The sequence below is a fragment of the Streptomyces sp. NPDC002490 genome (assembly GCF_040296045.1).
Lineage (GTDB): Bacteria > Actinomycetota > Actinomycetes > Streptomycetales > Streptomycetaceae > Streptomyces.
This window is the reverse complement of record NZ_JBEOWM010000042.1, coordinates 20,249-32,544: the sequence shown is the minus strand read 5'-3', so window position 1 is coordinate 32,544 and position 12,296 is coordinate 20,249. Positions and strand designations below refer to the sequence as shown.

Annotated in this window: 11 protein-coding genes; 7 read left to right on the top strand and 4 right to left on the bottom strand. The window is 75.1% G+C overall.

Annotated elements, in window-relative coordinates:
* Positions 1-17: 17 nt before the first annotated feature.
* Both ABT092_RS23835 and ABT092_RS23830 read right to left on the bottom strand, forming a co-directional pair.
* A complete protein-coding gene (locus tag ABT092_RS23835; protein ID WP_351247117.1) occupies positions 18-1,382 on the bottom strand; it encodes a DUF2252 domain-containing protein in 1,365 nt (454 codons plus the stop codon).
* 172 nt (positions 1,383-1,554) lie between these two features.
* Positions 1,555-1,833: a hypothetical protein gene (locus ABT092_RS23830; RefSeq protein ID WP_351247115.1), complete on the bottom strand. Its 279-nt coding sequence runs from the start codon at positions 1,831-1,833 to the stop codon at positions 1,555-1,557.
* 288 nt (positions 1,834-2,121) lie between these two features.
* Between ABT092_RS23830 and ABT092_RS23825 the strand changes: the two genes are divergently transcribed.
* The 6 genes from ABT092_RS23825 (at position 2,122) to ABT092_RS23800 (ending at position 8,798) form a co-directional block, all read left to right on the top strand.
* Positions 2,122-2,634, top strand: a complete 513-nt coding sequence (locus ABT092_RS23825; RefSeq protein ID WP_351247113.1) for a MarR family winged helix-turn-helix transcriptional regulator — start codon at positions 2,122-2,124, stop codon at positions 2,632-2,634.
* 144 nt (positions 2,635-2,778) lie between these two features.
* Positions 2,779-3,810: a glutamine synthetase gene (glnII, locus tag ABT092_RS23820; RefSeq protein WP_351247111.1), complete on the top strand. Its 1,032-nt coding sequence runs from the start codon at positions 2,779-2,781 to the stop codon at positions 3,808-3,810.
* Between the two features lie 483 nt (positions 3,811-4,293).
* Complete coding sequence (locus tag ABT092_RS23815; RefSeq protein WP_351247109.1) at positions 4,294-4,911, top strand: winged helix-turn-helix domain-containing protein; 618 nt, start codon at positions 4,294-4,296, stop codon at positions 4,909-4,911.
* 121 nt (positions 4,912-5,032) lie between these two features.
* Positions 5,033-6,046, top strand: coding sequence for an NAD-dependent epimerase/dehydratase family protein (locus ABT092_RS23810; protein ID WP_351247107.1), 1,014 nt, complete (start codon positions 5,033-5,035; stop codon positions 6,044-6,046).
* Between the two features lie 135 nt (positions 6,047-6,181).
* On the top strand, positions 6,182-6,784 hold the full coding sequence (locus tag ABT092_RS23805) for a tetratricopeptide repeat protein (RefSeq protein ID WP_351247105.1): 603 nt from the start codon (positions 6,182-6,184) through the stop codon (positions 6,782-6,784).
* Between the two features lie 67 nt (positions 6,785-6,851).
* Positions 6,852-8,798 (top strand): hypothetical protein, encoded by a 1,947-nt coding sequence (locus ABT092_RS23800; RefSeq protein ID WP_351247103.1) that lies wholly within the window; start codon positions 6,852-6,854, stop codon positions 8,796-8,798.
* A 66-nt stretch (positions 8,799-8,864) separates the two neighbouring features.
* Here ABT092_RS23800 and ABT092_RS23795 read toward each other — a convergent pair whose 3' ends face one another.
* Entirely contained in the window at positions 8,865-9,449 is a 585-nt protein-coding gene (locus tag ABT092_RS23795; protein WP_351247101.1) for a hypothetical protein, read from the bottom strand.
* Positions 9,450-9,736: 287 nt separating this feature from the next.
* Between ABT092_RS23795 and ABT092_RS23790 the strand changes: the two genes are divergently transcribed.
* A complete protein-coding gene (locus tag ABT092_RS23790; RefSeq protein ID WP_351247099.1) occupies positions 9,737-10,468 on the top strand; it encodes a TetR/AcrR family transcriptional regulator in 732 nt (243 codons plus the stop codon).
* Positions 10,469-10,526: 58 nt separating this feature from the next.
* On the opposite strand, the gene ABT092_RS23785 is transcribed toward ABT092_RS23790, so the two are convergent.
* A complete protein-coding gene (locus ABT092_RS23785; RefSeq protein WP_351247097.1) occupies positions 10,527-12,206 on the bottom strand; it encodes a glycoside hydrolase family 13 protein in 1,680 nt (559 codons plus the stop codon).
* Between the last annotated feature and the right edge of the window lie 90 nt (positions 12,207-12,296).

The following is a 12,296-nucleotide window of genomic DNA, read 5'->3' as shown; positions in this document are numbered from 1 at the left end:
CACGGGGCGGCCCGGGCTCACACCCCGGGTTCCGCCGCGATGACCCCGGCCGCGATCGACGCCTCCAGGGCGGAGTGGTCGCTGGTGTTCTGGACGGTGTAGCGCAGGGCGAAGTCGGCGACGGCCCGGTCGAAGGTGTCGCCGTTGCCGAGGTAGGCCGCGAGGGCGATCCGGTCGCCGGAGCGGGCGTGGGCGCGGGCCAGGGCGGTGCCGCAGAGGCCGGCGTAGTTGACGAGTTGGCGGTCGGTGAGGGTGGCCAGGTCGACCGAGCCCTTCATGTCGCGCAGTTGGCGCCAGTAGTAGGCGCGGCTCTGCGGGCCGGTCATCCAGCCGAGGAAGATGTCGCTGGCGGCCTGGATGAGGCGTTGGCCGGCGACGACCCGGCGGCCGGGGTGGTCGTAGGCGCCGTTGGGCAGGTGTTCCTCCAGGACCGAGGCGTTGGCCTCCTTGACCTGGAGGAACAGCGGGTCGCCGTCGTCGCGGCCGGTGAGCAGCACGATGTAGCAGCGGGTGCCGACGCTGCCGACGCCGACGACCTTGCGGGCCGCGTCCACGAAGCGGTAGCGGTCGAGGAGGGTGCGGCGCTCCTCGGCGAGGGTGGCGCGGTAGTCGCCGTAGGTCTTGCGGAGTTCGGCGAGGTCGGGGCCGCCGACCCGTTCGACGAGGGGCGGATCGTCGACGATGCGGCGGTGGCCGTCGACGAGTTCGGTGAGCTTGTTGAGGGCCTGGAGGCTGGTGCGGCGGCGGGCCCGGGCGAAGGTGGCGCGGGCCGTCTTGCGACCGCTGGGGCGCACCAGGCGCATGATGCCGGCGGTGTCGATGCGGGTGTACCAGACCTCCAGTTCGCCGAGTTCGGCGAGGCGGCGCATCATCAGCCGGTACCGGGTGACGCTCTCCTGGGCGGCCCGGCGGGCGACGGCCTTGCCGAGGCCGTTGTCGCGGGCGGCGACGGCGGCGCTCACCGCGAGCCGTTTGACGTCCCACTCGAAGGGGCCCGGGTAGGTCTCGTCGAAGTCGTTGACGTCGAAGAGTTGGGCGCGTTCCGGGGAGGCGAAGAGGCCGAAGTTCATCAGGTGGGCGTCTCCGCAGAGTTGGACGGTGAGGCCGGTGTTCTCGCTGGTGGCGAGGTCCGCGGCCATGATCGCCGCGCTGCCCCGGAAGAAGGCGAACGGGGAGAGCGCCATCCGGCCGTAGCGGATGGGGAGGAGTTCGGCGACCCGGTCGGTGCCCTGGCGTTCGAGGACGGCCACGGGGTCGGGGCGGGAGACGGCGGGGGTCCAGGCGGCATGGGCGCTGCGCGGCACGCGCTTGCGGGCCCGGCGGCCGCGTTCGGTGCGGGCCGAGGCGGTGCGGTCGGCGGGCCGCCCGGCGGGGGTGCTCATGCCGTCCGCCGCGGTCGCAGGGACGGCGTGACGGGGTAGCTCGGCATGGGGGCAGCCTCCCGGGAGTGCGCCGCGTGGTGCCCCCAGTGAACGGGACCGGGCGGCGGGTCGCACCCGCCGGTGTGCGAACGGGTGAGCCCCGGGAAGGGGCCCACCCGGTGGGGCGGGGGCGTCAGCGGCCGTAGCGCATGAACGCCCGGACCATGTGGCAGGTGGTGGCGGACGGCGGGTGGATGCCGATGCGGGAGGCGGTGGAGCGGATGGTGCGGTCGGGTGCCTGCTGGGGCACGTGGAGGCCGGCGTCCAGCAGGGCGATGGCCAGGCGCATGGCCTTGAGCCGGCGGTTGTGGGTGACGTACCACTCGCGCGGGCGGCCGGCGGGCAGCGCCTTCTTCCGCAGCGGGGCGTAGGGCTCGATGGGCAGGGGCTGGGTGGACGCGGTGGTGGGCACGGATGTCCTCCTGACGTCGTCGGGGCTCCTTGGCGACCCCCTCGAACTGTCTCCATTCTACCGGCGGGCGCTGACAAGAGCCCCTGCTCAGAAGGGGTTTGGCGGAATCGACGGGTAGGCCGGGAGCGGGCCGGTCGAGGGGCGCGGGGTGTTCGTTACCCGGACTTTGCCTACCGGATTTGAGTAGCCCCCCGGCTTGCTGCGTACCTGTCACCGCGGGTCGCGTGTCCGGCCGGTCCGGTTCCCGGGGCGCCGCACTGCCCCCACGAGACCCACCGGAGGACGACCATGGACGCACACAGCCCCCAGGACACGGGGCGGGAGATCGTACGGTTGCTACGGGAGGCGGCGGTCGGGCTCGGGGTGCTGCACACCCGGTTCGCGGCCCGGCACGCGCTGCACCCCACCGACGTGCGGGCGCTGGCCTGCCTGCTGGACGCCCGACACGCGGGGACGCCGGTGACGGTGGGGCACCTGGGGTCCCGGCTGGGCTTGAACTCCGCGGGGACCACCGCCCTGATCGACCGGCTGGAGCGGTCCGGTCACGTGCGGCGGGTGCCGGACGAGCGGGACCGGCGGCGGGTGTTCCTGGTGTTGGAGCAGCGCGCCGCGGGCATGGCCCGTGCGGTGCACGCCCCGCTCGTCGACCGGTCGGCGCAGGTGCTGAAGGAGTACGACGACCGGCAGTTGGACGCGGTGCGGGGCTTCCTCGCGGCGGCCCTGGAGGCGACCCGTTCGCCGGCGCCGTCCGGGAGCGGGGGGTCGGGGGTGCGGCGCCGGGCGGGCGGGGTCGCCGGGTAACACGGGGTTCACACGCGGGCAACGGTCGGGAAACCGCGCCTTGACAGGCTGGCGCCAGCAGCGCGACCCCGGTGCGCGCGGCCCCGCAGGACCCGCGGCACCCGCCATGACCGCGCAGCCGAAACACCCCGAAGGATGTGTCCCGTGACGTTCAAGGCCGAGTACATCTGGATCGACGGCACCGCGCCGACGGCCAAGCTCCGTTCCAAGACGAAGATCATGCCGGGCTCCCCCACGGGCCTGGCGGGGCTGCCGCTCTGGGGTTTCGACGGGTCGAGCACCAACCAGGCCAAGGGCCACTCCTCGGACTGCGTACTCAAGCCGGTGTACGTCTGTCCGGACCCGATCCGCGGCGGTGCGGACGTCCTCGTGCTGTGCGAGGTGCTCAACACCGACCTGAGCCCGCACGAGTCCAACACCCGGGCGGAGCTGGTCGAGGTCGCGGAGCGGTTCGCGGCGCAGGAGCCGGTCTTCGGCATCGAGCAGGAGTACACGTTCTTCGAGGGCGAGCGCCCGCTCGGCTTCCCGGTGGGCGGGTTCCCCGCACCGCAGGGCGGCTACTACTGCGGCGTCGGGGTGGACGAGATCCACGGCCGGCCGATCGTGGAGGCGCACCTGGACAACTGCCTGACGGCGGGGCTGGGCATCTCCGGCATCAACGCCGAGGTGATGCCGGGCCAGTGGGAGTTCCAGGTGGGCCCGCTGCCGGCGGTGGAGGTCGCGGACCAGCTGTGGGTGGCCCGTTGGCTGCTGTACCGCACGGCGGAGGACTTCGAGGTGTCGGCGACCCTGGACCCGAAGCCGGTGAAGGGCGACTGGAACGGCGCGGGCGCGCACACCAACTTCTCCACCAAGGCCATGCGCGAGGGCTACGAGGCGATCATCACCGCGTGCGAGGCGCTGGGCGAGGGCTCCAAGCCGCTGGACCACGTGAAGAACTACGGCGCCGGCATCGACGACCGGTTGACCGGTCAGCACGAGACGGCCCCCTGGAACGAGTACTCCTACGGGGTGTCCGACCGGGGCGCCTCGGTCCGCATCCCGTGGCAGGTCGAGCAGGAGGGCAAGGGGTACATCGAGGACCGCCGCCCGAACGCCAACGTGGACCCGTACGTCGTGACGCGGCTGATGGTCGACACCTGCTGCACCGCACTGGAGAAGGCCGGCCAGGTCTGATCCTCCGCACCCTCCTCCCCGTGGGGGCGTCCGCCGGTCCGGCGGGCGTCCCCACGGGCGCGTTCCGGGGCCGCGATGTCCACGGAGTGGGACGGCCCCGTCTGCGGCGAGTCTCGCCGCACCCGTTCAACCTGGTGTTTTGTCTGACCAGTTGGGTGGTTGCGGGCGATCACCGTTCCGTGGGCGTCCACAGAGTGAGAGGAGACCCCTGGTGGCGGACGGCTTCTGGTTCAATGAGGTCATGGCCAGCCAGCGAAAAACAGCGACGGGACGTCCCGACCTGTACCTGGAGCCCTTCTGGCCGTCACGACAGCACCACGACTTCGATCGGGTGTGTCGCCGCGCACGGAACGCGCCGGCCCTCTAAAGCCGCTCACCCCGGCCTTCGGCCAGCGCGCACGACGTACGTCCCGAGGAACGGGCCCACCGGCCCGCCGCCCTCGGCTCCCACGACGGCATCTCGCGCGAAAGAGCTGACCTCTCATGGCGAACACCCGTTCCTTCCCGACGAACACCCCTCGTCCGGTCCCCACGGGCTCCGCGCTCCCCTCCCCTGCCACCACCACGCCCGGCCACGGCCGTTCCGGCGCCGCGGCCCGCCGCGGACTGCGGGCCGTGGACCGGGACGAGGTCGTCGACGTGACCGACTTCCTCCCGCCGGGCACCACCTGGCTGCCCGCCCCGCAACACGCCCTGCCCACCCTGCCCGGGCACCCCCCGATGATCGGCTACCTGGTGCTGGTCCCCGCCGACCAGCAGCGGCTGCTGCCCGTGCCCGCCCCCGACCAGGAGGTCGAGGAGGAGGGCGACGAACTGGTACGGGTCGACCCGGTGCGGCGCACCGCCCAGGTGCGGGGGCAGGACCTCGACCTGACCTACCTGGAGTTCGAACTGCTGGCCCACCTGGTGGCGCACCCGGGCCGGGTGCACACCCGGGACCAGCTGGTCACCACCGTCTGGGGGTACGGGCACGTGGGCGACGGGCGCACCGTCGACGTCCACGTGGCCCGGCTGCGGCGCAAGCTGGGCGCGGAGAACCGGCAGGCCATCCAGACCGTACGGCGGGTGGGCTACAAGTACGTGCCCCCGATCGCCTCCTGAAGCGCACCGCTCGGCGCGCCAACCACCGTGCGCGCCGAGCGGGTTCAGCCCTCGGAGTAAACCGTTCTCCCTCGGCCGAACGGGGTTCCGCACACCCCGGGCCGGGGGCAGGCTCCGGGGCATGAAGCTACTGATCCTGGGGGGAACCGAGTTCGTCGGGCGGGCCGTCGCCGAGGAGGCGGTGCGACGCGGCTGGGACGTCACCGCCGTCAACCGGGGCCGCCACCCCACCCCGGCGGGGGTCACCGCCCTGCTCGGCGACCGCACCGAACCGGCCGGTCTCGCCGCGCTCGCGGACGGCACCTGGGACGCGGTCCTGGACACCTGGTCGGCCGCGCCCCGGGCGGTCCGTGACGCCGCCGCGCTCCTGGCGGACCGGGCCGGCCACTACACCTACGTGTCCAGCAGGTCCGTGTACGCCTGGGCGCCCCCGCCCGGGGCCGACGAGAGCCACCCGGTGGTGGCGGGCTCCCCGGACGCGGAGTCGACGGCGTACGCCGAGGACAAGCGGGGCGCGGAACTCGCCGTCGAGGCCGCCTTCGGCCGGCGGCGGAGCCTGCTGCTGCGGGCGGGCCTGGTCATCGGACCGTACGAGAACACCAGGCGGCTGCCCTGGTGGCTGAACCGGATAGCCCGCGGCGGGGACGTCCTGGCACCGGGGCCGCGGGAGCTGCCCCTCCAGTACGTCGACGCCCGTGACCTCGCCGCCTTCGCGCTCGACGCCACCGCCGCCGGACTGAGCGGCCCGTACGACACGGTGGGCCCGTCCGGAATGACCACCACCGGCGAACTCCTCGACGCCTGCGTGGCCGTCACCGGCTCCGACGCGCGGCTGCGGTGGACCGACCCCGAGGTCATCCTGCGGGCCGGGGTGGCGCCCTGGACCGAACTGCCCGGCTGGACCCCGCCCGGCTCCGAACTCCACGGGGCCATGCACCGGTCGGACCCCTCCCGGGCGCTGGCCGCGGGACTGCACTGCCGGCCCGCTGCCGGGACCGTCGCCGACACCTGGGCGTGGCTCACCGCCATCGGCGGCCGGGCCCCCCGGCGCCCGGACCGGCCCGGCGCCCGGCTCGACCCGGAGACGGAGGCCCGGGTCCTTCGGGAGGCCGCCGGACTCGACGCCCCCGGCTGATCCGCGCCACCTTCGACATCCCGGACGACCGAAACGGATCGCCGGCGGAAACATGGCTGATCACCGCCGGAACCCGACCGCTTGTGGGGTACAAGTGTGCGAAGGTGTGCCTGTGGAAGAAGGAAGGGGAGGGGCATGCGCGGGAACGGGAGCAGCGGGAAGACGGTGCGTCAGGCGCAGCACGGCACACGGGGCGCGGCGCACGGCTCGACGACAACGACGGCGGTGACGGGGGACGGGGAGCCCGGGCTCGCGTGGGAGCAGCGGCTGGCCGCCGCCTGGTCCCGGTACGACACCCTGCCCGCGTCCGAGTTCCGGGCGGTGATCGAGGCGCTGGCCGCGGAGTTGCCGGCGGACAGCGCGGTGGCGGCCTTCGAACGGGCCGGGGCGTTCGACTCGACCGGACAGCCGGCGCGCGCGGTCCCGTTGTACCGGATCGCGCTGGAGCGGGGCGTGCGCGGCGCACGTCGTCGTCGCGCCAAGATCCAGCTCGCGAGTTCGCTGCGCAACCTGGGCCGCCCGGAGGAGGGCGTGGTGCTGCTGTCGCCCGAACTGGACGCGGAGAACGACGAGTTGGACGATGCGGTGCGGGCCTTCCTGGCACTGTGCCTGGCGGACGCCGGACGGGAGCGGGAGGCCCTGTCCCTGGCCTTGGGGGCCCTGGCACCGCATCTACCGCGCTACCAGAGGGCGTTGGGTCACTACGCGCACCAGCTCTCCACGCCGGCCGGTTCCTGACCGGTCGGCCGGTGCTCCGTCCGGGTCCGGGCGGTGACCTCCGCGGGATTCGTTCGTTGCGCTGGTCGTGCAGTCACAGGATGTCGCCTCCCGTCCCGCCCGCCCGGCCGACCCGGTCACCGACGAGGAGCGGGCCGAGGCCACGCTCGTCGAGCACTATCCCCGGCTCGCCCGGATCGCCTACCTGGTGTTGCCGCCGGACCTCCCCCGCGCCCGGCGGGTGCTCACCGCGCACGGCCTGGTCCAGCGGGCGCTGCCCCGGGGACGCGGGGCGCGGTGGGCGGCCGGTGTGGTGGCCGCCCGGCGTGCCGCGGAGGACGAGGGCGTCGACCCCGGGTACGCCCTGGTGCGGGAACGGGTCCTGCGGGGCGCGCTGGCCGCGGCCCGACCCGTGAAGCGGTGGGCGCTGCTGCGCCGGGCCCGGCGCCGGCCCGCCCTGCCGGCGGTGTGGGGACTGAAGCTGCACCCCCACCCCGGGGGCGCCGGGGAACTCGCCCTGGCCCGGGAGTGGTCCGAACTGTCCGCCGAGGCCCGGGCCGCCCTGGTGCTCCGGGGCGTCGAACGGCTCTCCGACGAGGAGGCCGAGGAACTCCTCGCGGCGGTCGGGGTGGCCGACCCGGAGGACGCGCTCGCCGAGGCCGACGAGGTCGACCTCCGGTACGCGCTGTTGGAGTCGCCGGAGTTCGACCCGTGCACGCTCCGGGCCCGGCCCACCGATCTGGTGCGCCGCCGCCAGCACCTGCGGGCGGCGGGCGTCGCCCTGGCCGCGACGGTGGTGTGCGGGGCGCTGCTGGGGATGCCCGGCGAGGGCTGGGGCCCGGACGGCGCGGCGGCCCCGCCCTACGCCCGCAACCCGGCCGGGCAGGCGGCGCTGGACCCGGAGCAGTTGACCGCCGTCGAGCCCGACGCCTGGCGGAGCTCGCCGCGGACCGACTTCTCGGTGTGGCCGGCCCGCGGTGCGCTGACCGGTGACCGGGCCCTGTTGCGACGGGCGCTCGCGGTGTGGGCGCGGCCCGGCTCCACGGTGCGGGTGTCCGCGACCCCGGGCACCCAGGCGGGGGCCGCGCCGGGCCCGGCGCAACTGCTGTACGCGGGCCGGGTGGACGCGGCCCGGGTGGTGCTGCTGTACGACGGGCTGCGGGTGGTGCGCTACGCGGAGCCGGCGGAGGGCACCGAGATCGCCGCCCTGGACCTGGCCCGGGTGGACGGGGCGGAACGGGCCGCGGCGGGGGCGCTGGTGCTCGGCCGCTCCGACGGCAACGTCCGCTATCTGACCGCCCCCTGGGTGACCGGCGCCGCCGCCCGGGACCTGCGGAAGCCGGACGCCGAGCCGGTGGAGCTGGGCCGCAGTGCACAGGGGGTCACCGACCCGTTGCCGGGGCCCGGCCGCCCCGATCCGGACACCGGCGTCTGCGGTGCGGTCAACGCCCTCCAGCTGCGGGAGTCCGGGGGCGCCGGCCGGCTGTTCGCGGACCTCGGGGAGATCACCCCGGCCCGGCTCACCGCGGGCCCGCCCGGCTCGCCGCGGGACGTCGCCGGTCCGGAGGCGTACGGGGAGTGGGCGAGCACCGCGTGCTCACTGGCGGTGTTCCAGGGCCAGGGGGTGCGGTCGGTCAACTCGTGGGCGTACGCCCGGCAGCCGTTGCCGCAGGGCAACGGGGAGGCCCGCTGGCTCTGCACCCGGGGCGAGACCTGGCGCGGGCCACAGGCCCGGGTGCTCGCGCAGCTCCTCGCCCCGGGCAAGCCGGTGGCCGCGGTCGCCGCGCAGTCCTCGGGTGCGCCGGCGTGCGGCGCACGGGAGCCGCGGGTGTTGGCCGGGGCCCTGTGGAAGGCGAAGGCGGGCGACTGGTTCCTGCTGGCGGCCGGCAGCCGGCAGGTGACGGAGGTGGCCACCAGCGGCGACGTCACCGAACGGGCGTCGGGCCGGTTCCTCGCCGTGCCCACGGAGCAGGGGGTGCAGGCGGCGCTCGAAGGGCGCACCGCGGACGGGACCGCCGTGCACGGCCTGCACTGACGCCCCTTCCGACGGAGGTCCCCGCGCCCGGGTGGGTGCGGGGACCTCCGTCGTCCGGGCCGGCGGTCAGGGGTGCGGGGCCGACGGCGGCAGACGGGGGTCCGGGGGACGGGGCGGCTCCCAGCCGGCGAGGACGGGATCGTGGACCACGACCGGTACGGTCCGGCCGAGGGCCCGCAGCAGGGTCCCGTCCCTCGTGAGGGCGTCGGCGACCCGTTCGCAGGCGTCCGCGAACAGCGCGTACAGGGCCTCCGCGCAGTCGTCCTCCTCGGCGTCGGTGAGGTCGTCCCCGTCCTCGTACCAGTGGCCGAGCCGCACCGCCTCGGCGCGGAACGCCGCGGCCACGGGCCCGTCGCCGACGACCTCGCCGCCGGGCAGCCAGTGCAGCGGGTTCCACCGGGCCTCGTCGGTGCCGTGCCGGACGCACTGCGCACGGCACCGGCCCTCCGTGTTGCCGCCGACCGTCAGCCGCGGACGGCGGGGGTCGTCGGCGATCCGGCCGATGCGGAAGGACAGGACGTAGACCTCCGGCCCCAGCGCTCGGGGCAGCCGGGAGAGGGCCGCGGCGGTGGCGCGGCGCAGGTGCGGCAGGAAGGAGGGGGACGCGAACGGGGTGGCCGGGGCGTCGGGGGGCGGGATGGGCGTGGTCATGGCGTCTTCGCGCTCCGGATGGTGGGGGAAGGGAAGAAGTGCCGTGTGTCGTGGGGGGTTCGAGCGACCTCGCGGTCGAGCCAGGAGTACTCCACCACGCGGGGGCCGGGCGTGCGGACCGGTCGGCCGAGAAAGTCACGGCCCCGCCTCGCGCCCCGGCCCGGGTGTGCACCCGGTCGCTCCCGCCGGGCGGTGGGGGAAGGCGGGAACGAACCGGTACCTGAGGGTCCGGTAACGGTCCCGACGCCCCGCCGACATGCGGGTTCGCTGCGGTTATGGTGTCCCCCATGACGACCGGGGTGCGCCGCAGGATGGGTGTCGAGGAACGGCGACAGCAGCTGATCGGGGTTGCTCTCGACCTGTTCAGCCACCGCTCGCCCGAAGAGGTGTCCATCGATGAGATAGCCGTCGCGGCGGGCATATCCCGGCCGCTGGTCTACCACTACTTCCCCGGGAAACTGAGCCTGTACGAGGCGGCGTTGACCCGGGCCGCGGAGGACCTGGCGGCCCGGTTCCGGGAGCCGTGCGAAGGCGCGCTGGGCGACCGGCTGCTGCGGATGATGGGCCGCTTCTTCGACTTCGTGGACGAGCACGGGCCCGGGTTCGCGGCCCTGATGCGCGGCGGTCCGGCCGTCCCGACCGGTGGCGGCGGGGTGCCGGTGCCCGCGGCCTCGGCCACCAACGGCCTCGTCGATTCGGTGCGGCAGACCGCGTACGAGCGGGTGCTCGGGCACCTGGGCGTGGCGCAGCCGCCGCCGCGGCTGGAGCTCGTGGTGCGGTCCTGGATCTCGCTGGTGGAGTCGACCGCCCTGCTCTGGCTGGACACCCGGAAGATCCCGCGCGGTGAGCTGGAGTTGCAGTTGGTGCACGACTTCGCGGCGCTGGTCGCGGTGAGTTCCGCCTACGACGAGGAGATGGCCGGCATCCTGGTGCGCATCCTGGCGGACGAGCCCTCCGAGGGTCCCTTCGGCGACCTGGTCGGACGGCTGGTGTCCCTGGCGCCGCGCGCCGCGGCCTGATCCCGACGAGTGCTCCGCCGCCCCTGCCGCGTCCCGGCGGGGGCGGCGGACCCGCCGCTCAGGGAGTGCTCCACCAGACCGTGGTGTCGGGGGGCAGTTCACCGGCGACGGGCAGCGGTCCGCTGGACAGCAGCGGGGTGCCGGGGGCCGTCCAGGGCACCGGTGCGCCGGTGGTGTTGGCGGCGCAGACGACGGCGCGCCCCTCGGCCTCGCGGCGGAAGGCCAGCACCCCGGGCGGGGCGTCGAGCCAGTCGACCCGGTCGCCGGCGCCGAGGGCGGGGTGGGCGCGACGGGTGGCGAGGGCCGACCGGTACAGCTCCAGGGTGGAACCGGCGGCGCCGGTCTGCGCCCGTACGCTCAACCCTCCCCAGTCGGCGGGTTGCGGCAGCCACGAGCCGGCGGGGCCGAAGCCGTAGGAGGGGCCGTCCTCGGTCCACGGGATCGGGACGCGGCAACCGTCGCGGAAGCCGTCCTGGCCGGAGGCGCGGAAGAAGGAGGGGTCCTGGCGGGCCTCGTCGGGCAGGTCGACCACGTCCGGCAGCCCCAGTTCCTCGCCCTGGTACAGGTAGGCCGAGCCGGGCAGCGCCAGCATCAGCAGGGTCGCCGCGCGGGCCCGGCGCAGCCCGAGCCGACGGTCGCCGGCGGTGCGCAACTGGGTGCCGAGGCCCGGCGGGTTGGCGTACCGGGTGACGTGCCGGGTGACGTCGTGGTTGGACAGCACCCAGGTGGTGGGGGCGCCGACGGCGCGCATGGCGTCCAGGGAGCGGTCGACGACGGCGCGCAGCGCGCTGGCGTCCCAGGGGGTGGTGAGGTACGAGAAGTTGAACGCCTGGTGGAGTTCGTCGGGGCGGACGTAGCGGGCGGCCCGTTCGACGGTGGGGGTCCACGCCTCGGCGACGAAGATCCGTTCGCCCCGGTACTCGTCGAGGAGGGCGCGCCAGGAGCGGTAGACGGCGTGCACCCCGTCCTGGTCGAAGAAGGGTTTGGCGCCGCCGTCGAGCAGTCGGGCCTGCGCGGGGCCGCCGGCGTCGGGCAGCCCGGGGGGCTTGACCAGACCGTGGGCGACGTCGATGCGGAAGCCGTCGACGCCCAGGTCGAGCCAGAACCGCAGGACGGAGCGGAACTCGTCGGCGACCGCCGGGTGGTCCCAGTTGAAGTCGGGTTGTTCCGGGGCGAACAGGTGGAGGTACCAGTCGCCGGGGGTGCCGTCCGGGCCGGTGGTGCGGGTCCAGGCCGGGCCGCCGAACACCGACTCCCAGTCGTTGGGCGGGAGTTCGCCGTGGGCGCCGCGGCCGGGGCGGAAGTGGTAGCGCCGGCGCAGCGGGGAGTCGGGGCCGCCGGCGAGGGCGCGGCGGAACCAGTCGTGGTGGTGGGAGGAGTGGTTGGGCACCAGGTCGACGATGATCCGCAGGCCGAGGGCGTGGGCGTCGGCGATCAGGGCTTCGGCGTCGGCGAGGGTGCCGAACACGGGGTCGACGGCCCGGTAGTCGGCGACGTCGTAGCCGGCGTCGGCCTGGGGCGAGGCGTAGAAGGGGCTGAGCCACACCGCGTCGACCCCGAGGTCGCGCAGGTGGGGAAGGCGGGAGCGGATGCCCGGTAGGTCGCCCATGCCGTCGCCGTCGCTGTCGGCGAAGCTGCGCGGATACACCTGGTAGATGACGGCCTCGGTCCACCAGCCGGGGCGGACGGCGGTCCGGGTGACGGTCTGCGGGGGGTGGTCGTCGGGGTGCGGGCTCATGGCGTCCTTCGTGCGTCGGGGCCGGGGCGCGGGGAGGCCGTCCGCCGCGGGGCCGCCCGGGCGGGGTCGCCGGGGCGCGCCCGGGACGGC

Excerpts from the sequence above, each read along its gene's own strand:
- ABT092_RS23835 (WP_351247117.1), bottom strand. The coding sequence starts at position 1,382 with ATGAGCACCCCCGCCGGGCGGCCCGCCGACCGCACCGCCTCGGCCCGC.
- ABT092_RS23825 (WP_351247113.1), top strand. The coding sequence starts at position 2,122 with ATGGACGCACACAGCCCCCAGGACACGGGGCGGGAGATCGTACGGTTG.
- ABT092_RS23815 (WP_351247109.1), top strand. The coding sequence starts at position 4,294 with ATGGCGAACACCCGTTCCTTCCCGACGAACACCCCTCGTCCGGTCCCC.
- ABT092_RS23810 (WP_351247107.1), top strand. The coding sequence starts at position 5,033 with ATGAAGCTACTGATCCTGGGGGGAACCGAGTTCGTCGGGCGGGCCGTC.
- ABT092_RS23805 (WP_351247105.1), top strand. The coding sequence starts at position 6,182 with ATGCGCGGGAACGGGAGCAGCGGGAAGACGGTGCGTCAGGCGCAGCAC.
- ABT092_RS23795 (WP_351247101.1), bottom strand. The coding sequence starts at position 9,449 with ATGACCACGCCCATCCCGCCCCCCGACGCCCCGGCCACCCCGTTCGCG.
- ABT092_RS23790 (WP_351247099.1), top strand. The coding sequence starts at position 9,737 with ATGACGACCGGGGTGCGCCGCAGGATGGGTGTCGAGGAACGGCGACAG.
- ABT092_RS23785 (WP_351247097.1), bottom strand. The coding sequence starts at position 12,206 with ATGAGCCCGCACCCCGACGACCACCCCCCGCAGACCGTCACCCGGACC.